Genomic DNA, 19,967 nt, shown 5'->3' on the forward strand with positions numbered 1-19,967 from the left:
GGTCTGCCTGGCACGTACCCTTAAATCCCATTCGATTCATAACGCCCTGTTTTTCACACAAACAGGAGTCAGAACATGCAACCCACCGCAATCGATAGCAAAAGCAAAAGCCACTCGAACGAGCGCGTCGCGTTTATCCAGGCCTGCTGGCACAAGGAAATCGTCGATCAGAGCCGTAAGGGTTTCGTCGCCGAAATGCTGGCCCAGGGTTACCAGGAAAGCGACATCGACTTCTTTGAAGTCGGCGGCGCCTTCGAAATCCCCCTGCACGCCAAGCTGCTGGCCAAATCCGGGCGTTATGCCGGGATCGTCGCCGCAGGCCTGGTGGTGGATGGCGGGATCTACCGTCACGAGTTCGTCGCCCAGTCGGTGATCAGCGGCCTGATGCAAGTGCAGCTGGAAACCGAAGTGCCGGTATTCTCCGTGGTGCTGACCCCGCATCACTTCCATGCCGGCGAAGAGCACCAGAAGTTCTTCTTCGACCACTTCGTGCACAAAGGCCAGGAAGCGGCGAAGACTTGCGCCGATACCCTGCACAAGACCCGCGCCCTGCGCCGTCATGAGCAACGTGCAGTAGCGGTCTGAAGCACCGCAGAGAGATAGTCCTGACACCCCACGGTGTCAGTTAAGGACAGCGCAGCCTGTGGCAGGCTGCGCTGGCCGTCGCTGAAACCGAGATGATGCAAGCAGACCCCGAACGCGCCCCGAGCCTGCAGTAGCTACAGGGTCAGGCCAGCTCGGCGTCTGTAGTGGGAACGATCAGAATCCCGGCGCGCAAGCCGTTCTTGACCTTAGGGTTGGGGAAGATGATCCGGGCACCGGGTTCTTCGACCACCCAACGGGTCTGGGCGATGTCCTCGGCCAGCAGATAACCCACTTCCAGTTCCGAAAAATTCTCGATGTCCGCCGGCAGGTGCAGGTGGAAAGCGTCGCTGTGCTTGATGATTTCCCGGGCCACGCTGAACAGCTGCAAACCGTCCAGGTTCTGCTCGGCCAACGGCGGCTCGCGGCCTTCAATGATCTGCTTGAGGCGGGTTTCCAGGCGCTCGACGTTGACGCCCTGGTTCTGGCCGAAAGGCCGGGCCTTGCCCAGCTCCAGGGTGAAGGACTCGGCACCCAGCTTGTCGTAGGTGTAGGAGCTGAACACGATCGACGGCTTGTTCTGCAGCAGCACCGCTTGCATGCCAGCGGCACGCAAGCGGGCCAGTTCGGCGCGCGAGTGCTGGCGGCCTTCCTTCCACGGATAGAGGGCGAACTGCTCGATTTTCGAGCCGCGAATCGCGGTGTGCAGGTCGTAGTGCAGGCGACTGCGCTCGGGCAGGCTGAAAAAGCTCGCCGCCAGCCGCTCCAGTTCGCAGGCACGCAGGGCTTCGTTGCCGCTGCTTTGTTCATGACGGCCGTTGAACAGCCGATTGACGTCCTGCTCGATATAACGCTCGCCGCGGCGCATGGCCTCGGGGTTGCCGAACAGGAACAGAATACGTGCGCGAGGCTTGAGGTCACCCCGGGCGATGTCATGCAGCAACCGATCGAGCAACTCGATCGGCGCGGTCTCGTTACCGTGGATGCCGGCCGACAGCAGCAGGTCCATGCCATTGTCGCGAGCTTCGGGCGGCCGCACTTCCAGCGCGCCCTCGCTCAACCAGCGCATCCGCACGCCTTCGACAGTCAGTTGAGTCTTCTCCGCCGGTTCGCGACCGGCGAGGGTCAGTTCAAGCAGTTTGCCGAGGGCGAGCATAGAACGAGTTCCTTAGTGAGCGTGGCCGCAATCCGGGCCGTGCACGTGATCGTCTTCGTCACCGGCGTCGGCCGGTTCCATTTCCAGTTGCAGACTGACCAGGTTGGTAGCCAGCGGGCGCAGCAGCAGGTTGGCGTATTCGGCATCACCTTCTTCAACGTCCACGCCGATCAGCAATTGGCCACGGCCGTCCTGCTGGATCCACAACTCTTTGCCTTGCCACATCACCGCAACACGGGTGCAGGAGGTTTCCAGTTGAGTGCCGTCGGTGTCTTCAAGGATCAGCTGCAGGGTATCGCTCATTTATTACGCTCTCATCTGGAGATAAAGCGGCGCGCCCGACTCAACAGAGACGGGCGCGGGCTTTCAATTGATCTGGAATGGATAAACCGCGCCCAGTTTAAGGATTTGCGTCAGTTCATCCAGTGCCGTCCGGCACTCAAGCAGCAATTGCGGATCCGCCAGATCGCTTTCGGCCAGGCGGTCGCGGTAGTGCTTGCCGACCCATTGGGTCAAGGTGTCGTACAACGGCGCGGTCATGATAACCCCTGGATTGACCGCCGCCAGCTCAGTTTCGTTGAGCGCGACCCGCAGTCGCAGGCACGCCGGGCCGCCGCCGTTCTGCATGCTTTGCTTGAGGTCGAAGACCTTCACTTCACGAATCATCCCGGCCGAAGACGTCAGGCCTTGCAGGTACTGCCAGACGCGTTCGTTGGCGCGGCATTCCTCGGGCACGATCAGCAGCATCGTGCCATCGGCACGGGACAGCAGCTGGCTGTTGAACAGGTAGGAGCGCACCGCGTCCTCCACCGTGACCTGGGAGCGCGGCACGCAGATCGACTGGAAGTTGCCGCCGAACTTGGCCAGCTTGCCCTGCAGCTCGGCGAGCATGGTGTCAGTGTCGAGGAAGGCATCTTCGTGGTGGAACAGCAGCTCGCCGTTACCGACCGCGATCACGTCGTTGTGGAACACACCCTGGTCGATCACCGACGGGTTCTGCTGGGCGTAGACCACGCCATCGTCGCTCAGGCCGTGCAGGCGAGCCACGGCTTGCGAGGCTTCCAGAGTCTGGCGTGCCGGGTATTTCTGCGGTGCCGGGTAGCGGGTGTCGAAGGCGCTGCGCCCGAACACAAAAAACTCGACCCCGGCCTGGCCGTACTCACGGCAGAAGCGCGTGTGGTTGGCCGCGCCTTCGTCGCCAAACTGCGCCACTGCCGGCAACGCCGCGTGATGTGCGAAGTGCTTCTGGTCGGCGAACATTGCCCCCAGCACGCGGCTGGTGGTCGGGTGCTCGATGCTGCGGTGGTATTTGCAGTTGAGGTTGGCGGCGGTGAAATGCACGCGGCCATCGGCAGTGTCGGCGCTCGGGCTGACGGTGGCGGCGTTGGCCACCCACATGCTCGACGCCGAGCAACTGGCAACCAGCAGCGGCATGGCCTGCTTGGCGGCCTGCTGAATCACTTGCGCGTCGCTGCCGGCAAAACCCAGGCTGCGCAGGGCCGCTACATCCGGCCGCTCCTGCGGGGCCAGCACGCCTTGCTGAAAGCCCATTTCCATCAGCGCTTTCATTTTCGCCAGGCCTTGCAGCGCAGCTTCCTTGGGGTTGGAAGACTGCTGGCTGTTGCTCTGGGAGGCGACGTTGCCGTAGGAAAGACCACCGTAGTTATGGGTCGGCCCCACTAGACCGTCAAAATTGACTTCATAGGATTTCATCAGCGAGGCTCCACGAACATCGATATTTTTATAGGCGTTAAAAGCGGATCAACCTGTGGCCAGAGAGCGTGCTCCCCAGCCACAACAGCTCCCACACATTCAGGACAAGCGCACACCCGGGGTCAATGCGCTCGGCAGCACCAGGCTCGGGGTTTCCAGCGAGGCCACCGGGTACGCGCAGTAATCTGCCGCGTAGTAGGCGCTGGCCCGATGGTTGCCCGATGCGCCCACGCCACCGAAAGGTGCGCTGCTGGCGGCGCCGGTCAGCTGTTTGTTCCAGTTGACGATGCCGGCCCGGCTTTCCAGCCAGAACTGCTGGTAGCGCGCCTCGGAATCCGAGAGCAGGCCCGCAGCCAGGCCGTATTGGGTGTTGTTGGCTTCAGCAATCGCGCCGGCAAAATCCGCGTAGCGAATCACTTGCAGCAACGGCCCGAACAGCTCCTCGTCCGGTCGCTCGGCCACGGCCGTCACGTCGAGAATGCCCGGGGTCAGCAGTGCGGCCTGGGCCTGGGGCTGAGTCATGGCCAGCAGCGCGACCGCGCCATTGGCCAGCAGTTGTTCCTGGGCGTCGAGCAAGGCGCGGGCAGCCCCCAGGGAAATCACCGAGCCCATGAACGGCGCAGGCTGCTGGTCGAATGCACCGACCTCGATGGTCGCGCTGACGGCCACCAGGCGTTCCAGCAACTGGTCGCCCCAGGCACCCTGCGGCACCAGCAGGCGGCGGGCGCAGGTGCAGCGCTGGCCAGCGGAGATGAATGCAGACTGGATGATGGTGTACACCGCCGCGTCCAGGTCCGCGACCTGATCCACCACCAGCGGGTTGTTGCCGCCCATCTCCAGCGCCAGGATCTTGTCCGGGCGCCCGGCGAACTGCTGGTGCAGGTGATTGCCGGTACGGCTGGAGCCGGTGAAGAACAGCCCGTCGATACCCGGGTTGGCAGCCAGGGCGATGCCGGTTTCCCGCGCGCCCTGCAGCAGGTTCAACACACCGGCCGGCAGACCGGCTTCGATCCAGCACTTGACGGTCAGCTCGGCGACTTTGGGCGTCAGCTCGCTGGGTTTGAACAGCACGCTGTTGCCCGCCAGCAAGGCCGGGACGATATGGCCATTGGGCAAGTGGCCCGGGAAGTTGTAAGGACCGAACACCGCCACCACGCCGTGTGGCTTGTGGCGCAGCACGGCGGTGGCGTCGCCCAGGGGGCCGCTCTTCTCGCCGGTACGCTCACGGTAGCTCTGCACCGAGATGGCAATCTTGTTGACCATGCTGGTGACTTCGGTGGCCGACTCCCACAGTGGCTTGCCGGTCTCCTCGCCAATGCAGCGGGCCAGTTCGTCGGCGTGGTTCTTCAGGCTGGCGGCAAAGGCTTCCAGCACTGCGATACGCTCGTCCAGGGAGCGCTTGGCCCAGGCTGGAAATGCCTGGCGCGCGGCCTGGACAGCGGATTCAACCTGTTCGGCGGTGGCGCCGTTGCCGGTCCACAGCACCTGCTGCGTTACCGGGTTCAGGGATTGAAAGGCTTCGCCCTGCCCTGCCAGCCACTCACCAGCGATGTATTGCGCATTCATTACTTGGACTCCCGGGAAGCAGACAACGGAACCGCGCGGACCTGATCGCCGGCGTTGAGTTGCAGGCGTTTGGCGGTCAGGGGATCGACCACCAGGGTGCCGGCGGCAAAGCGCGCTGGAGCGGCCGTGATGCGGCAATCCTCGCGCTTGCGGTTGTGGATCAGGAACGGCGTGGCGTCATCGCCTGGAGTGCCGATCGCCAGCACCAGCGCCTGGCTGTCGCGTACCGCGCGGATCTTGCTGGTTTCGCATTCCACCGCCGGACCGGCGTCGAAGATGTCGACGTAGCCCTGATAGCTGAAGCCTTCACTCTTGAGCATGGCCAGGGCCGGCTCAGTGTCGGTGTGCACCTTGCCGATCACGCTGCGCGCGTCTTCGGACAGGAAGCAGGTGTAGAGCGGGAACTTGGGCATCAGTTCGGCGATAAACGCCTTGTTGCCCACCCCGGTCAGGTAGTCGGCCTGGCTGAATTCCATCTTGAAGAAGTGCCGGCCCAGGCTTTCCCAGAATGGCGAGCGCCCAGCGGGGTCGGACATGCCGCGCATTTCGGCAATGATCTTGTTGCCGAACAGTTGCGGGAACTCGGCGATAAACAGCATCCGCGCCTTGGCCAGCATGCGGCCGTTGAGGCCGGTGCGGTAATCGGCGTGCAGGAACAGCGAGCACAGCTCGGAGTTGCCGGTCAGGTCGTTGGCCAGGAACAGCGTCGGAATCTCGCGGTAGATATTGAGCTCCTGGGAGGCGCTGACCGTCAGGCCGACCCGGAAGTTGTACCAGGGCTCACGCAGGCCGACCGCGCCGGCGATCGCAGAGATGCCCACCACCCGGCCGTTGTCGTCTTCGAGCACGAACAGGTAGTCGGCATCGCCGCGCTCGGCCTCGCCGCGAAAGGTTTTCTCGGCCCAGCCGACGCGGTGGGTCAGGCGCTCTTCGTTGGCCGGCAAAGTGGTCAGGCCGGTGCCGGTACTGCGCGCCAGGTCGATCAGCGCGGGTAAATCGCTGCTGCGTACGGGACGAACGATCATGCTATCTCCTCAAACGGGCCGCTAACGCCACCCGTGAAACTCGCTGCCTTCTGGGCAATTTTCTCTGGGCAAAAGCAGGCGTCAAACCGCTACCAGGCGCACGCTGGCACCTTCGCCGACACCCAGTGCTTCGGCCGCTTGCAAGTCCAGGGTCACCGGTTTGCCTGGGGCGTAGTCGAGCTCCAGCAACACCGCGCGGTAATCCTGCAACTGGGCGTTGGCCACCAGGTACTGGCGTCCGCCGCCCTTGCTCACCTCGCCGATTTTCACCGGCACCACGCGGCTCTGGGCAATCGAGCGAATGCCCGAAACCCGTGCGTGCAGGGTCGGGCCGCCGTCGAAGATGTCGATGTAATGATCGGTCTCGAAGCCTTCGCGCATCAGGATGTCGAACGTGATCTGCGCCCGCGGGTGCACCTGGCCCATCGCCTCTTGGGCGGCGTCCGGCAGCAGCGGCACGTAGATCGGGTAGTGCGGCATCAGTTCGGCGAGGAAGGTGCGGCTTTTCAGCCCGCACAGGCGCTCGGCGGCAGCGTAGTTGAGGTCGAAGAAGTTACGTCCGATGGCGTCCCAAAATGGCGAGTCGCCATGCTCGTCGCTGTAGCCGACGATCTCGGTCACCACTGAATCGGCAAAACGCTCCGGGTGGCTGGCCACAAACAGCAGGCGGCCGCGGGAGTTGAGCTCCGACCACGACGAACCCACCAATTCCGGCACCACGTAGAAGCTGGTCAACAGGCTGTTGCCGGTCAGGTCATGGCACTGGGACAGGACGTGTATCTTGTTATGAATCTTCAGCTCGCGAGAGGCGTGAACGAAGGTTTCATTGCGAAAGCTGTAGAACGGCTCGGAGTAGCCGGCCGAGGCGACGATGGCCGAGCAGCCCACCAGCTTGCCGCTGTCGGTGTCTTCAAGGACAAAGAAGTAGCTCTCTTCACCGTTGAAGCTGACTTCGGCAGCGAACGAGGCTTCGGAGGCAGCAATCTTGTCGCTCAGGCGTTCGACATCATCCGGCAAGGAAGTGACACCAATCGGGCTGTCCGCAGCCAGACGCTGTACCTCGCCCAGATCAGCCATTTGCGCGGGGCGCATCACCAGCATGGTGTCACTCCTTACTCGAAACAGGTCGGCAAACAGGCCGACTCAGGGAAAAAAATGCCGGGATAGCCCGGCACAGAAATGTGGCTCGACGCCTATCCGCGAGGATAAACGCCGAGGAGTACTGCGGGCTGAATCAGGCTTGGGTCAACGTGGCGACGGCGCGTTCGAAGCGGTCCAGGCCGGCGTCGATATCGGCGTCTTCAACCACCAGGCTCGGGGCGAAACGCACCACGTCCGGGCCGGCTTGCAGAATCATCAGGCCTTCTTTTTCAGCGGCGTTGAAGATGTCTTTGGCTTTGCCTTTCCAGGCATCGCTTAGCACGCAACCGAGCAGCAGGCCCAGGCCGCGCACCTGAGTGAACAGGCCGTATTTCTCGCCGATCTGCTCCAGGCGGGTCTTGAACTTGTCATGCTTGGCGTTGACACCGCTCAGCACCTCAGGAGTGTTGATCACGTCGATCACCGCTTCCGCGACAGCACACGCCAGCGGGTTGCCGCCGTAGGTGGTGCCGTGAGTACCGACCACCAGGTGCTTGGCCAGCGCTTCAGTGGTCAGCATGGCGGCGATCGGGAAACCACCGCCCAGGCTCTTGGCGCTGGTCAGGATGTCCGGCGTCACACCGTAGTGCTGGTAGGCGAACAGCTTGCCGCTGCGGCCCATGCCGGTTTGCACTTCATCGAACACCAGCAGCGCGTTGTGCTCGTTGCACAGTTCGCGGGCACCTTGCAGGTAAGCCAGCTCGGCCGGCAGTACACCACCCTCGCCCTGGATCGGCTCCAGCACCACGGCGCAGGTCTTGTCCGAAACGGCGGCTTTCAACGCTGCCAGGTCGTTATAAGGAACGTGGGTGATGCCGGTGATTTTAGGACCGAAACCGTCGGAGTACTTCGACTGGCCACCGACGTTGACGGTGAACAGGGTACGGCCGTGGAAGCTATTGAGCGCGGCGATGATTTCGTACTTCTCAGTGCCGAAACGATCGAAGGCTACGCGACGGGCCAGCTTGAAAGCGGCCTCGTTGGCTTCGGCGCCGGAGTTGCAGAAGAACACGCGCTCGGCGAACGTGGCGTCGATCAACTTGTGCGCCAGGCGCAGGGCCGGCTCGTTGGTGAAGACGTTGGACACGTGCCACAGCTTGTTGGCTTGTTCGGTCAGCGCGCCGACCAGCGCCGGATGGGCGTGACCCAGGACGTTGACCGCGATGCCGCCGGCGAAGTCGATCAGCTCTCGACCTGACTGATCCCAGACTCGGGACCCGGCGCCACGCACTGGAATGAAAGCCGCAGGCGCATAGTTGGGAACCATGACCTGGTCGAAATCGGCGCGTTGCACCGGAGCTTGCTCAACGGACATCGGAGTCTCCTGAAGAGGAACGCCTGCCTGAAACTGGCGAGCGATGGGGGGATTGTAAGGACAGTTTTCAGCCCGGCCTTGCCGCCAAGCGACAACTTCTTATAGCGCCAAACCCGGATTTAGACGGGTTTACGGCAATGCGACAAATAGCGTCGCAAAGGCGCAGTTTAAACTGCCGACAGCCCTTAGCGGCAGCTCTGCCCGCAATTGCGTCGGCCAATGATCTGTCGTCGCTGCCATAGGCTTGAGCCACACTTGGGCGTTGGGCAGGGCAGGCGTCGTGTAATCCGTGGAGAAATGCGCTGGGGTTCAGAGCCAGCGCAGCCTGGCGGCAGCGGCACATGTTTGAGTTGTAGCCGCTGCCGTAGGCTGCGCTGGCTGAAGCAGACGCCGTGCAATCTTTGCTGAAATGCGTTGAACGCCAGGGCAACCAAACCCGCCGGATCGGATCAACCGCGCTCGGACGGCACCGATGACAACTCGAACGGGCTGCTGCTGCGGCGCTGATTGCGATCTTCGCGAGGGGTGGCGCCGAAAAAGTTGCGGTAGGCGCTGGAGAAATGCGGCCCCGAGGAGAAGCCGCAGGACAGGCCGATCTGAATGATCGACTTGCTGGTCTGCATCAACATCTGGCGCGCCTTGTTCAGGCGCAGCTCCAGGTAATACTGGCTGGGCACACGATTGAGGTACTGCTTGAAGATCCGCTCCAACTGCCGACGCGACACGCAAACGTGCTGGGCAATTTCATCGGTGGTCAGCGGCTCTTCGATATTGGCTTCCATCAGCAGCACAGCCTGGGTCAGCTTCGGATGACTGGAGCCCAGGCGGTTTTGCAACGGAATACGCTGGCGCTCGCCGCCTTCGCGAATCCGCTCCACCACCAACTCTTCCGACACCGCACCCGCCAGCTCGGCGCCGTGATCACGGGCCAGCACCGCCAGCAGCAGATCCAGCACCGACATACCACCACAGGCGGTCAGGCGATCACGATCCCAGTCAAACAGATGACTGGTGGCAATCACCTTGGGAAAACGCTCGGCGAAATCATCCTGCCAACGCCAGTGCACCGCCGCCCGATAACCATCGAGCAAACCCAACTGCGCCAGCGGGTAGACCCCGGCCGACAAGCCACCGATCACACAACCGGCTCGCACCAGCTGCTTGAGCGCGCTGCTCAGGGCCGGCGCTATGGAGGCCGGCGGCTCATCGGCCAGCAAAAACAGCTTTTGGCAGCCTTCAAGCTTGCCCGCCCAAGGCTCACCCGGTAGTTGCCAGGCGCCTTCAGCCGGAGCCTCGGCCTGCAGGAACGAGAGTTCGTAGACAACATCCGGATGCACGCGCTGAGCAACACGCAAGGCCTCCTCAGCCAGCGCCAGCGTCAAGGCTTTAGTGCTGGGCCAAATCAGGAAACCAATTCGATGGGCAGTCATGGCGTGCGATCCGAAACGAAAACAGTGTTAAAAAACCGAGGGCGGCAGCACCAACATAGACCAGTCTGCGCGAGGCGCAGCATGCCCTAAAAAGGTGCACAACGGCAGCGCTAAATCAGCTGTTACTTCAAGCTGCCCGACAGGAACTGCTGCAACCGCTCGGACTGCGGATTGACCAGCACTTCACGCGGGTTGCCGCTCTCTTCCACCACCCCTTGGTGCAGGAACACCAACTGGTTCGACACTTCGCGAGCAAAGCCCATTTCGTGGGTGACCACGACCATGGTCCGACCTTCCTGGGCCAGGGCCTGCATGACTTTCAGCACGTCACCCACCAATTCCGGATCGAGCGCCGAGGTCGGTTCGTCAAACAGCATGACTTCCGGCTCCATGGCCAGGGCCCGGGCAATCGCCACCCGCTGCTGCTCACCACCGGACATATGGCCCGGGTAGGCGTCCTTGCGGTGCGCCACGCCGACCTTGGCCAGGTACAGCTCGGCCTTTTCCCGCGCCTCGGCCTTGGACATGCCGAGTACATGGACCGGCGCTTCCATGATGTTTTCCAACGCGGTCATGTGCGACCACAGGTTGAAATGCTGAAACACCATCGACAGCCGCGAGCGCATGCGCTGCAGTTGTTTCGGGTCGGCGGCCTTGAGCGCGCCGTCCTTGTTCGCCACCAGCTTGAGCTCTTCGTTGTTCAGCAGGATCTTGCCCGCATGGGGCTGCTCAAGCAGGTTGATACAGCGCAAAAAGGTACTTTTGCCGGAGCCACTGGAGCCGATGATGCTGATGACATCGCCGGCGGCGGCTTTCAGGGACACGCCCTTGAGCACTTCGTGACTGCCATAGCGTTTATGCAGGTCTTGGACTTCAAGTTTGTACATGCTGTCGGTTCTCACAAAAAGCTGTCAGTCAGTCGTTGAGCAAGCGCCCGTGCCGCAGCGCTTCGCGCCCCGCCACCTTGGCCAGCCAGAAACCGGATTGGGCATAACGTAGCCGTTCCACGGCAAACAACACGCCGCTGGTGCCAGCACACAGGATGCTGACCCGATCGGATAAGGGGTCAATCACTTCAAAGATAGGCTCGCCCTTCTCCACCCAGCTGCCAACCGGACGCAGAAAGCTCACCACGCCCGCATGGGGCGCAAACAATAGCTCGGTGCCTTCAAAGGGCATGGCTTCGCAGGCTTCCTGGGCGGCCTTGGGCCACTCGCCAGCGATCAAACCCTGCTCGGCCAGAAACGCCAGGATCCCTTCGGCATGAGCCTCGGCTTGCGGGCGGCCGGTGTCGGCCTGTCCACCCAGCTCGACGGTGGTCGCCAGGCACGCCAATGGAATCTGCGCCTCGGGAAACAACCGGGAAAGTTGCAGCCAGGGCAGCGAACAGGCCTCGTCAAACGAGTTGCCGCCCGACTCCTCGGCCAGCAGGCCGACCCGTACATTCAAGTGCGCAGCCAGGGAACGCCACTGCGGCCAGTGCTGCGGCAAGGCGTACATGTGCAGCGCTGCCTCGGCATCGCAATGCAGGTCGAGGACCACGTCGGCACCGCAGGCATGGCTCAGCAACACCCGTTGCAAGCCTTGCAGCTGACTGGTCGGGGCCGGCAAGGCCGCCAGGGCGTCGCTCATGGCCTGGCGAATCAGGCGGATATTGGCGTGGGGATCATCCCCCAGGCGCCCTTCCAGCAACGCCGCAACCGGCGCACTCAGCTCAACGAAATCACGGTTGAAGTTCTTGCCGCTGCCGGCCTCGAAACGCCCCTGGTGATTGCCTTGCAGCAACTGCCCGAGGCCGATCGGATTGGCCACCGGCACCAGCTCGATCACGCCATTGAGCGCGCCCTGGGCTTCCAGCTCGGTCAGGCGTTTCTTCAGCTCCCAGGCGGTGCGCATGCCGGGCAACTCATCGGCGTGCAGGCTGGCCTGGATGTAGGCCTTGCGCTCGCCACGGCCAAAGCGAAACACCGAGACCTGGCGCTCGCAGCCCAAGTGGCTCCAGGGCAATGAATGATCGATACGTTCCATATCAGTGCTTCCGCGGCGCCAGGTAGCCCAGCCAGCGGCGCTCGGCCAACTTGAACAGGCGCACCAGGATAAAGGTCAGGCACAGGTAGAACACGCCAGCGGTGATGTAGGCTTCGAACGGCAGGTAGTACTGGGCGTTGACGGTCCGGGCGGCGCCGGTGATGTCGATCAGGGTCACGATGGAGGCCAGGCTGGTGGTCTGCAGCATCATGATCACTTCGTTGCTGTACTGCGGCAGCGCCCGGCGCAGGGCCGACGGCAGCAGGATGCGGCGATACATCTTGTAGCGCGACATGCCCATGGCCTTGGCGGCTTCGATCTCGCCATTGGGCGTGGCCCGCAGGCTGCCGGCGATGATTTCAGCGGTGTAGGCGCTGGTGTTCACGGCAAAGGCCAGGCAGGCACAGAAGGTCGCACTCGACAGCCACGGCCAGAGAAAACTCTCACGCACCGCCTCGAACTGCGCCAGGCCGTAGTAGATCAGAAACAGCTGCACCAGCATCGGCGTGCCGCGGATCACGTAGGTGTAGAGCCAGGCGGTCATGTTGATGACCGGCTGCTTGGAGACCCGCATCAGCCCCAGGGGCAAGGCCGCCAGCAGGCCGAAAAACAGCGACAGGGCCAGGAGTTTCAAGGTGGTCAGCAGGCCGCCCAGGTACAGCGGCATCGCCTCCCAAATGACGTTGTAGTCGAAGATCATAGATCAGCCGCCCTTACGCCTACCGAGTAGCGCTTCTCAAGGTAACGCAGTGCCAGCAACGAGACGCTGGTGATCACCAGGTACATCGCCGCCACTGCAAGGAAGAAGGTGAAAGGCTCGCGGGTGGCGTCTGCCGCCTGCTTGGCCTTGAACATCATGTCTTGCAGGCCCACCACCGAAATCAGCGCGGTGGCCTTGGTCAGGACCAGCCAGTTATTGGTGAAGCCGGGAATCGCCAGGCGAATCATCTGCGGCACCAGTACCCGGAAGAACACCTGAAAACTGCTCATGCCGTAGGCCATGCCGGCTTCGGCCTGCCCCTTGGGGATGGCCATAAAAGCGCCGCGGAAGGTTTCCGACAGATAGGCACCGAAGATGAAACCCAGGGTGCCAATACCGGCTGCCAGCGGGTTGAGGTCGATGTAGTCGTCAAAACCCAGCAGCGGTGCGACGCGGTTGAGCAGGTCCTGGCCGCCGTAGAAAATCAGCAGGATCAGCACCAGGTCGGGAATCCCACGGATCACCGTCGAATACAGATCGCCCAGCCAGGCCAGCCAGCGCACCGGTGACAGGCGCAGCGCGACCCCGATCAGACCCAGAACAATGGCCAGGGCCATGGACGACAAGGCGAGCTGAAGCGTCAGCCAAGCGCCATCGAGGATGACAGCCCCGTAGCCTTTCAACATGATTCAGGTCCTCGAAAATTGGGATGAAAAAATGGCGCAAACTTCAGAGATTCTGCTGCTTGCGCCATCTCGGACTGACTGCTTCGACGTATTACTGGCCGTAAATATCGAAGTCGAAGTACTTGTCCTGGATTTGCTTGTACTTGCCGCTCGCACGAATGGCGGCGATGGCAGTGGTGATCTTGTCTTTGAGCGCATCACCCTTGCGCACTGCAATCCCTACGCCGTCGCCGAAGTATTTGACGTCGGTGAAGGCCGGACCCACGAAGGCGAAGCCCTTGCCGGAATCGGTTTTCAGGAAACCGTCGTTCAACAGGGTGGCGTCGGCCACGGTGCCATCGAGACGACCGGCGGCCACATCCAGGTAGATTTCGTTCTGCGAACCGTAAGGCTTGATCTCGGCACCCAGTGGCGCCAGCACTTCACGGGCAAAGCGTTCGTGGATCGAACCACGTTGCACGCCAATGTTCTTGCCTTTGAGCTCGGCCAGGCCATCGCTGATCTGAGTGCCAGCCTTCATGACCAGACGTGCCGGGGTGTTGTAGTACTTGCCGGTGAAGTCCACGGACTTCTTGCGATCATCGGTGATCGACATCGACGACAGGATGGCGTCGATCTTGCGAACCTTGAGGGCCGGGATCAGGCCGTCGAACTCTTGCTCGACCCATACACACTTGACCTTCATCTCTTCACAGAGGGCGTTGCCGATGTCGTAGTCGAAACCGACGATGCTGCCGTCCGGCGCCTTGGAGGCAAACGGAGGGTAAGCCGCTTCAATACCAATTTTCAGGGGCTTTTCATCAGCGAATGTCGGCAGGGAGAGCACGGACAGTGCCAGGGCGCCAAGAAGCACGAGTTTCTTCATCTTAGGACTCCATCGGTAAAGGGCGAAAACGGCAGAGTGAGCGACAGCCCAATATGCGAATGGGTGGAACCTGATTAGCGGCGCAGCGTCCTGGGCAGCCCGGCGAAAATCCAGCACAGGCGACGACGAGCGAGTGATCGGCATTCTAACGACAGGCCGGAAGCCGATATTTCTTCAATGCGACAACAAATTACACAAGCATCGAGAAAGCCGGTCAGGCGCATTGACAGCTCTTCAGGTTTATGCAAGAGCAAAAGAAATGGAACCGATACATGCTGCAAATTGCGGGCCTATTATTGGCAAAGCCTTCTATTCCGGCAAGCTCAGCGTAATGACTTATTTTTTACCTGGATAAAATCAGCCCGAAAATGGGGCCTGGCGTTTCCCATTGCCCCGCTATTGGGCGCGGGGTTACACCTTGGGCGATCCCGGTAACATTCAGATACGTCCGATGGACAAAACCGATATTTATCATCTCTGTAGCCGCTGCCCCAATGCCCGCAACCGCCCCGTAGCCGCTGCTGCCAGGTTGCGCTGGCCGGACCCGGCACCTCAGCCCCCAGGGCCCATCGACGTCTTTACAAGCACCGACGCCAAGCAAAAAAGCCCCGCCAGGCGCAAGGCCGGGCGGGGCTCGATGACAGGCAGCGCGTGTTACGCGACGTTCATCGTCTTGTGGGTTTCGATCAGGTGCTGCACCACTCCCGGGTCAGCCAGGGTCGAGATATCCCCCAGGCCGTCGTACTCGGCAGTTGCGATTTTGCGCAGGATACGCCGCATGATCTTCCCGGAGCGGGTCTTCGGCAGGCCTGGCGCCCACTGAATCACGTCCGGCGAGGCAATCGGACCGATCTCCTTGCGCACCCAGTTCTTCAGCTCAAGGCGCAGCGCTTCGCTCGGCTCTTCGCCACCATTGAGGGTGACGTAGACATAAATGCCCTGACCCTTGATGTCGTGCGGCACCCCGACCACCGCCGCTTCCGCGACTTTAGGGTGGGCGACCATGGCGCTCTCGATCTCGGCGGTGCCCATGCGGTGCCCGGAAACGTTGAGTACGTCGTCCACACGCCCGGTGATCCACCAGTAACCATCCTCGTCACGACGTGCACCGTCACCGGTGAAGTACATGCCACGGAAGGTCTTGAAGTAGGTATCGACGAACCGGTCGTGGTCGCCATAGAGCGTGCGCGCCTGGCCTGGCCACGAATCGAGAATCACCAGGTTGCCTTCGGCAGCGCCCTCGATGATGTTGCCCAGGTTGTCGACCAGGGCCGGCACCACGCCAAAGAACGGCCGCGCGGCAGAACCCGGCTTCAGCGCATGGGCGCCCGGCAACGGGCTCATCAGGGTCGCGCCGGTTTCGGTCTGCCACCAGGTATCGACGATCGGGCAACGGGATTGACCGACGTTCTTGTAGTACCAGTCCCAGGCTTCCGGGTTGATCGGCTCGCCCACCGAACCCAGCAGACGCAGGCTGCTGCCATCGGCGCCCTCACAGGCGGCGGTGCCGGAGGCCATCATGGCGCGGATCGCAGTCGGCGCGGTGTAGAGGATGTTGACCTTGTGCTTGTCGACGATCTTCGCCACCCGAGTGATGTCCGGGTAGTTCGGCACACCTTCGAACAACAGGGTGGTCGCGCCATTGGCCAGCGGGCCGTAGACAATATAAGTGTGGCCGGTGACCCAGCCGACGTCGGCGGTGCACCAGTAGATTTCCCCCGGGCGGTAGTCGAATACGCGCTCGTGAGTCAGGGCCGCATACAACAGGTAGCCGCCGGTGGTGTGCTGCACGCCCTTGGGCTTGCCGGTGGAGCCGGAGGTATAAAGGATGAACAGGGCTTCTTCAGCGCCCATTTCCTTGGGTGCGCAGACGGTGCCGGCAACCTTCATCAGGTCTTCGTACCAGATGTCGCGATGCTGGTTCCACTTGATGCTGCCACCGGTGCGCTTGCACACGATGACCTTCTGGATGCTGCTGGTTTCCGGGTTGGTCAGGGCGTCGTCGACATTGGCCTTGAGCGGGATCTTCTTGCCGGCGCGAATGCCTTCGTCGGCGGTGATCACCACTTTCGAGCGGCAGTCGATGATGCGACCGGCCAGGGCTTCAGGCGAGAAGCCGCCGAATACCACCGAGTGGATGGCGCCGATGCGGGTACAGGCCAACATCGCGACCACGGCTTCGGGGATCATCGGCATATAGATAGTCACCACGTCGCCGCGGTGTACGTCCTGGCCACGCAGGGCGTTGGCGAATTTGCAGACTTCTTCGTGCAGCTCGCGATAGGTGATGTTGCGGCTTTCGGCAGGGTCATCGCCCTCCCAGATGATCGCGATCTGATCGCCGCGCTCAGCCAGGTGCCGGTCCAGGCAGTTGTAGGAAACGTTGAGGGTGCCGTCTGCAAACCACTTGATGTCGACATGGTGATCGTCGAAGGAGGTCTGCTTCACCGTGGTGAAAGGCTTGATCCAGTCGAGGCGCTTGGCCTGCTCGCGCCAGAAGCCGTCGGGGTTGACGACCGACTGCTGGTACATGGCCTTGTAGGTCGCCTCGTCAGTCAGCGTATTGGCCGCAACCTCGGGACGAACGGGATACAGAGAAGCCGCACTCATCTTTCTTACCTCGGTGACATAGTTGTTGTTGTATGCCCCTGTTTTAGCCGGGGCGGGCCTATAGAACCATTCGACGATGGTAGTAACAAGCCCCTACAAAACGTCCTATTTACCTCATCAGCCGCTCTAGCACGCAGGCTGTAGCCGATTCCGAGTGATATTGAAAAGACCCGAATGTGGGCCAGCGTCCCGAAAATCCGGGGATTGTTACAAAATCCGTCAATAGTGTTTATCAAAAGCACGGCTATATGCCGGCCGCCCAGGCGCCTAAAATCGGTCTCGCCAACAAGGCAAAGTGATTAACCAAGTTGCAGCCCCCACGAAGGCAGTTAATCCAAAACACTTACTCAAGTTCCACACGCAACCCCAAAAAGGTTGCGTGACCCCACACGACCTTAGAAAGGTAAATTTGAAATGAAAGCTTTATTAGTTCTGGCCCTCAGCAGTCTTTGCGTCACTGCGATGGCTGACGAGATCCCGACTGATGTTGCCAGCCAGCAAACACCGGTAGAGGAATACTCTTACTCATCCGACCTGGACATCGCCAAAGTTATCTCCATGAGCGAAGTTCCCAGTGTGTGTGAAGTTGTACCGGCGCGAATGGAGTACGAAGACTCCAACGGCCAAAGACATATTCTGCAATATCGCGTCATGGGCAGCGGCTGCTCTAACGGCTGAGAGCCAAGTTAGTTTCAAAAGACTTTATAACTGCCGGCCGCAAGAAATCACTCTTGCGGCAAAGATGCCCGCCACACACCGGCTCACGGGACTGTTGCAGAGCATCGCCTAATCGAGACGCGAACACGGCACTCGCACTCGACCGATTCCCTGAAATTTCGTTTAACGCCTTGCAGTCCTTGCCGGCCATGCGTGGAGAAGCCATCACAAACAAATCGATATAATCGATCATTAAACGGCATTTTTTGCGCTTTTTAATCAATTTAATCCGATTAGTATGAGCTTCACACCCACCGCACAAAACGAACAACACCCGGAGCTACCGACATGAAAACCAAACTGATCCTCGCCCTGACCCTCTCTGTACTGGCCGCCAACACATTTGCCGCTGACGGCTATGACCGTACCGGCTCGGCCATTGCCGCCGATGGTTATGACCGCACAGGCTCCGCCACCTTTGTTGAGGACGGTTATGACCGCACTGGCTCGGCCACCTTTGCCGAAGATGGCTATGACCGCACCGGCTCCGCCACCTTTGCCGAGGACGGTTATGACCGCACCGGCTCGGCCACTGTTGCCGAAGATGGCTACGATCGCACCGGTTCGGCCAACCTTGGCTGATCCTGGCTGGCGACTTCACAGCCCGACTCCGGTCGGGCTTAGTAGTGTTTGAAGCCGACCAAAACCACCTCAAACCACTACATCTAGTAAAAAACCAATTTCCCGGCCTTTTTCGGCCTCTATTTTCACCGTCAAAAAAAAATCTTCAGCCCCCCTTCCACGGCCAAAGCCCTGTAAACCCTCGCTTCGCCCTCAGTGCCCTCCCTTTGTGAGCCAACCTGCGCTACTTGGTCGCCCCACAGGCCTGAAAAAATCCCTATAATGCGTCCTCAAAACGGGGCCGCAACATTCCCTTACCGGATTGCAGTCACCGGCTGGACCCGCGCACGAGCCGACAACCTCAGCTCCACCCGACGGCCGTTCCAGACCTCCGTACACATATTCCGTTATTGCCTGCGTTCAGCTGCTGCAACAAACGACTTTTTATAGATCAAATGCGGCCAAGTGAGGCCGTGTGAAAAGCCAACCCTTTTGTTTTCACACGGGCATCTGGCCCTCATGCAGGAGACGACACGTCATGCTGAGCTGGGACGAATTCGACAAAGAAGAAGGCGAAGTTGCCGCTAAAGGCGCCAACGCCGGCCACGCTTCTGAAGCCAACATGGACCGCCTCGACAGCGCCGGCGGTGCCGCTGCTCTCGAAGCTCGCGCAGTAACCGCCAACGACTCCGCCGCGATCATTCGCGCCAAGGCCGCCCTCGACAAGCTCGACGTCGCCGAAGGCCTGGCCGAGCTCGAAGGGGCTTCTGCCCGTGTGGCCGTCGACGAAAAGCGCATGATCAACTGCCGCGCCGACCTCAACCAGCTGGTGCCATTCAAATATGACTGGGCCTGGCAGAAGTACCTGGATGGCTGCGCAAACCACTGGATGCCGCAAGAAGTCAACATGACCGCCGACATCGCCCTCTGGAAAGACCCGGAAGGCCTGACCGACGACGAACGCCGCATCGTGATGCGCAACCTGGGCTTCTTCTCCACCGCCGACTCCCTGGTTGCCAACAACCTGGTCCTGGCGGTGTACCGCCTGATCACCAACCCGGAATGCCGCCAGTACATCCTGCGCCAGGCGTTCGAAGAGGCGATCCACACCCACGCCTACCAGTACTGCATCGAATCGCTGGCCATGGACGAAGGCGAAATCTTCAACATGTACCACGAGATCCCATCGGTCGCTAAAAAAGCCGCCTGGGGCCTCAAGTACACCCGTTCGATCTCCGATCCGAAGTTCGAAACCGGCACCGTCGACACCGACAAAGAGCTGCTGCGCAACCTGATCGCCTACTACTGCGTTCTGGAAGGCATCTTCTTCTACTGCGGCTTCACCCAGATCCTGTCCATGGGCCGTCGCAACAAAATGACCGGCGTCGCCGAGCAGTTCCAGTACATCCTGCGCGACGAATCCATGCACCTGAACTTCGGCATCGACGTGATCAACCAGATCAAAATCGAAAACCCGCACCTGTGGGACGCCGAGATGAAGGAAGAAGCCTCGCAAATGATCCTGCAAGGCACCCAGCTGGAAATCGAATACGCTCGCGACACCATGCCGCGCGGCGTACTGGGCATGAACGCGGCGATGATGGAGGACTACCTCAAGTTCATCGCCAACCGTCGCCTGTCGCAGATCGGCCTCAAAGAAGAATACCCAGGCACCACCAACCCGTTCCCATGGATGAGCGAAATCATGGACTTGAAGAAAGAGAAAAACTTCTTCGAGACTCGGGTTATCGAGTATCAGACCGGTGGGGCGTTGAGCTGGGATTGATTCCAGAAGCTCGCCTGAGTTTTCCGATCATCATTTGAATCGGTGAACACCAAAAAGCCCTGACCTGGTCAGGGCTTTTTTATGGGC

General features: G+C 61.0%; 18 protein-coding genes. 4 read left to right on the top strand and 14 right to left on the bottom strand.

Features of this window, described 5'->3' with window-relative positions:
- Positions 1-75: 75 nt before the first annotated feature.
- Positions 76-585, top strand: a complete 510-nt coding sequence (locus JFU57_RS32590) for a 6,7-dimethyl-8-ribityllumazine synthase (protein ID WP_078470851.1) — start codon at positions 76-78, stop codon at positions 583-585.
- A 142-nt stretch (positions 586-727) separates the two neighbouring features.
- Here JFU57_RS32590 and astE read toward each other — a convergent pair whose 3' ends face one another.
- The 14 genes from astE to acs form a co-directional block, all read right to left on the bottom strand.
- Positions 728-1,738: a succinylglutamate desuccinylase gene (gene astE / locus JFU57_RS32595; protein ID WP_201132012.1), complete on the bottom strand. Its 1,011-nt coding sequence runs from the start codon at positions 1,736-1,738 to the stop codon at positions 728-730.
- Positions 1,739-1,750: 12 nt separating this feature from the next.
- Positions 1,751-2,041 (bottom strand): hypothetical protein, encoded by a 291-nt coding sequence (locus JFU57_RS32600; protein WP_020295677.1) that lies wholly within the window; start codon positions 2,039-2,041, stop codon positions 1,751-1,753.
- 63 nt (positions 2,042-2,104) lie between these two features.
- Positions 2,105-3,451 carry an N-succinylarginine dihydrolase gene (gene astB, locus JFU57_RS32605; RefSeq protein WP_020295678.1) on the bottom strand — a complete coding sequence of 449 codons (1,347 nt, stop codon included), beginning with the start codon at positions 3,449-3,451 and terminating at the stop codon, positions 2,105-2,107.
- 99 nt (positions 3,452-3,550) lie between these two features.
- A complete protein-coding gene (gene astD / locus JFU57_RS32610) occupies positions 3,551-5,017 on the bottom strand; it encodes a succinylglutamate-semialdehyde dehydrogenase (protein ID WP_078470854.1) in 1,467 nt (488 codons plus the stop codon).
- Complete coding sequence (astA, locus tag JFU57_RS32615) at positions 5,017-6,042, bottom strand: arginine N-succinyltransferase (RefSeq protein ID WP_020295680.1); 1,026 nt, start codon at positions 6,040-6,042, stop codon at positions 5,017-5,019. The genes astD and astA overlap by 1 nt, the downstream gene beginning before the upstream one ends.
- A gap of 81 nt (positions 6,043-6,123) precedes the next feature.
- The gene (gene aruF, locus JFU57_RS32620; protein ID WP_078470855.1) at positions 6,124-7,143 is read right to left on the bottom strand and encodes an arginine/ornithine succinyltransferase subunit alpha; all 1,020 of its coding nucleotides are present in this window, start codon (positions 7,141-7,143) and stop codon (positions 6,124-6,126) included.
- A gap of 133 nt (positions 7,144-7,276) precedes the next feature.
- On the bottom strand, positions 7,277-8,497 hold the full coding sequence (locus tag JFU57_RS32625) for an aspartate aminotransferase family protein (RefSeq protein WP_078470856.1): 1,221 nt from the start codon (positions 8,495-8,497) through the stop codon (positions 7,277-7,279).
- A 449-nt stretch (positions 8,498-8,946) separates the two neighbouring features.
- Positions 8,947-9,927, bottom strand: coding sequence for a transcriptional regulator ArgR (argR, locus tag JFU57_RS32630; protein WP_078470857.1), 981 nt, complete (start codon positions 9,925-9,927; stop codon positions 8,947-8,949).
- Positions 9,928-10,049: 122 nt separating this feature from the next.
- Positions 10,050-10,814: an ABC transporter ATP-binding protein gene (locus JFU57_RS32635; RefSeq protein WP_020295684.1), complete on the bottom strand. Its 765-nt coding sequence runs from the start codon at positions 10,812-10,814 to the stop codon at positions 10,050-10,052.
- Between the two features lie 28 nt (positions 10,815-10,842).
- Positions 10,843-11,955: a succinylglutamate desuccinylase/aspartoacylase family protein gene (locus tag JFU57_RS32640; RefSeq protein WP_201132013.1), complete on the bottom strand. Its 1,113-nt coding sequence runs from the start codon at positions 11,953-11,955 to the stop codon at positions 10,843-10,845.
- Position 11,956: 1 nt separating this feature from the next.
- Positions 11,957-12,655: an ABC transporter permease gene (locus tag JFU57_RS32645; RefSeq protein ID WP_078470859.1), complete on the bottom strand. Its 699-nt coding sequence runs from the start codon at positions 12,653-12,655 to the stop codon at positions 11,957-11,959.
- Positions 12,652-13,341 carry an ABC transporter permease gene (locus tag JFU57_RS32650; RefSeq protein WP_020295687.1) on the bottom strand — a complete coding sequence of 230 codons (690 nt, stop codon included), beginning with the start codon at positions 13,339-13,341 and terminating at the stop codon, positions 12,652-12,654. The genes JFU57_RS32645 and JFU57_RS32650 overlap by 4 nt, the downstream gene beginning before the upstream one ends.
- Positions 13,342-13,432: 91 nt before the next feature.
- Positions 13,433-14,206 carry an ABC transporter substrate-binding protein gene (locus tag JFU57_RS32655; RefSeq protein WP_201132014.1) on the bottom strand — a complete coding sequence of 258 codons (774 nt, stop codon included), beginning with the start codon at positions 14,204-14,206 and terminating at the stop codon, positions 13,433-13,435.
- Between the two features lie 654 nt (positions 14,207-14,860).
- Positions 14,861-16,816 carry an acetate--CoA ligase gene (gene acs / locus JFU57_RS32660; protein WP_020295689.1) on the bottom strand — a complete coding sequence of 652 codons (1,956 nt, stop codon included), beginning with the start codon at positions 16,814-16,816 and terminating at the stop codon, positions 14,861-14,863.
- A gap of 414 nt (positions 16,817-17,230) precedes the next feature.
- On the opposite strand from acs, the gene JFU57_RS32665 reads away from it, so the two are divergent.
- The 3 genes from JFU57_RS32665 (at position 17,231) to JFU57_RS32675 (ending at position 19,880) form a co-directional block, all read left to right on the top strand.
- Positions 17,231-17,494, top strand: a complete 264-nt coding sequence (locus tag JFU57_RS32665) for a DUF2790 domain-containing protein (protein ID WP_020295690.1) — start codon at positions 17,231-17,233, stop codon at positions 17,492-17,494.
- A 327-nt stretch (positions 17,495-17,821) separates the two neighbouring features.
- Positions 17,822-18,115 carry a hypothetical protein gene (locus JFU57_RS32670; protein WP_201132015.1) on the top strand — a complete coding sequence of 98 codons (294 nt, stop codon included), beginning with the start codon at positions 17,822-17,824 and terminating at the stop codon, positions 18,113-18,115.
- A gap of 517 nt (positions 18,116-18,632) precedes the next feature.
- Positions 18,633-19,880, top strand: coding sequence for a ribonucleotide-diphosphate reductase subunit beta (locus tag JFU57_RS32675; RefSeq protein WP_020295692.1), 1,248 nt, complete (start codon positions 18,633-18,635; stop codon positions 19,878-19,880).
- The last annotated feature ends 87 nt before the right edge of the window (positions 19,881-19,967 follow it).

The organism is Pseudomonas sp. TH07 (assembly GCF_016651285.1).
Classification (GTDB): Bacteria; Pseudomonadota; Gammaproteobacteria; order Pseudomonadales; family Pseudomonadaceae; genus Aquipseudomonas.

Excerpts from the sequence above, each read along its gene's own strand:
- JFU57_RS32625 (WP_078470856.1), bottom strand. The coding sequence starts at position 8,497 with ATGTCCGTTGAGCAAGCTCCGGTGCAACGCGCCGATTTCGACCAGGTC.
- JFU57_RS32645 (WP_078470859.1), bottom strand. The coding sequence starts at position 12,655 with ATGATCTTCGACTACAACGTCATTTGGGAGGCGATGCCGCTGTACCTG.
- aruF (WP_078470855.1), bottom strand. The coding sequence starts at position 7,143 with ATGCTGGTGATGCGCCCCGCGCAAATGGCTGATCTGGGCGAGGTACAG.
- JFU57_RS32670 (WP_201132015.1), top strand. The coding sequence starts at position 17,822 with ATGAAAACCAAACTGATCCTCGCCCTGACCCTCTCTGTACTGGCCGCC.
- astE (WP_201132012.1), bottom strand. The coding sequence starts at position 1,738 with ATGCTCGCCCTCGGCAAACTGCTTGAACTGACCCTCGCCGGTCGCGAA.
- astB (WP_020295678.1), bottom strand. The coding sequence starts at position 3,451 with ATGAAATCCTATGAAGTCAATTTTGACGGTCTAGTGGGGCCGACCCAT.
- JFU57_RS32600 (WP_020295677.1), bottom strand. The coding sequence starts at position 2,041 with ATGAGCGATACCCTGCAGCTGATCCTTGAAGACACCGACGGCACTCAA.
- acs (WP_020295689.1), bottom strand. The coding sequence starts at position 16,816 with ATGAGTGCGGCTTCTCTGTATCCCGTTCGTCCCGAGGTTGCGGCCAAT.
- JFU57_RS32655 (WP_201132014.1), bottom strand. The coding sequence starts at position 14,206 with ATGAAGAAACTCGTGCTTCTTGGCGCCCTGGCACTGTCCGTGCTCTCC.
- JFU57_RS32635 (WP_020295684.1), bottom strand. The coding sequence starts at position 10,814 with ATGTACAAACTTGAAGTCCAAGACCTGCATAAACGCTATGGCAGTCAC.
- JFU57_RS32665 (WP_020295690.1), top strand. The coding sequence starts at position 17,231 with ATGAAAGCTTTATTAGTTCTGGCCCTCAGCAGTCTTTGCGTCACTGCG.
- astA (WP_020295680.1), bottom strand. The coding sequence starts at position 6,042 with ATGATCGTTCGTCCCGTACGCAGCAGCGATTTACCCGCGCTGATCGAC.
- astD (WP_078470854.1), bottom strand. The coding sequence starts at position 5,017 with ATGAATGCGCAATACATCGCTGGTGAGTGGCTGGCAGGGCAGGGCGAA.
- JFU57_RS32640 (WP_201132013.1), bottom strand. The coding sequence starts at position 11,955 with ATGGAACGTATCGATCATTCATTGCCCTGGAGCCACTTGGGCTGCGAG.
- JFU57_RS32650 (WP_020295687.1), bottom strand. The coding sequence starts at position 13,341 with ATGTTGAAAGGCTACGGGGCTGTCATCCTCGATGGCGCTTGGCTGACG.
- JFU57_RS32590 (WP_078470851.1), top strand. The coding sequence starts at position 76 with ATGCAACCCACCGCAATCGATAGCAAAAGCAAAAGCCACTCGAACGAG.
- JFU57_RS32675 (WP_020295692.1), top strand. The coding sequence starts at position 18,633 with ATGCTGAGCTGGGACGAATTCGACAAAGAAGAAGGCGAAGTTGCCGCT.
- argR (WP_078470857.1), bottom strand. The coding sequence starts at position 9,927 with ATGACTGCCCATCGAATTGGTTTCCTGATTTGGCCCAGCACTAAAGCC.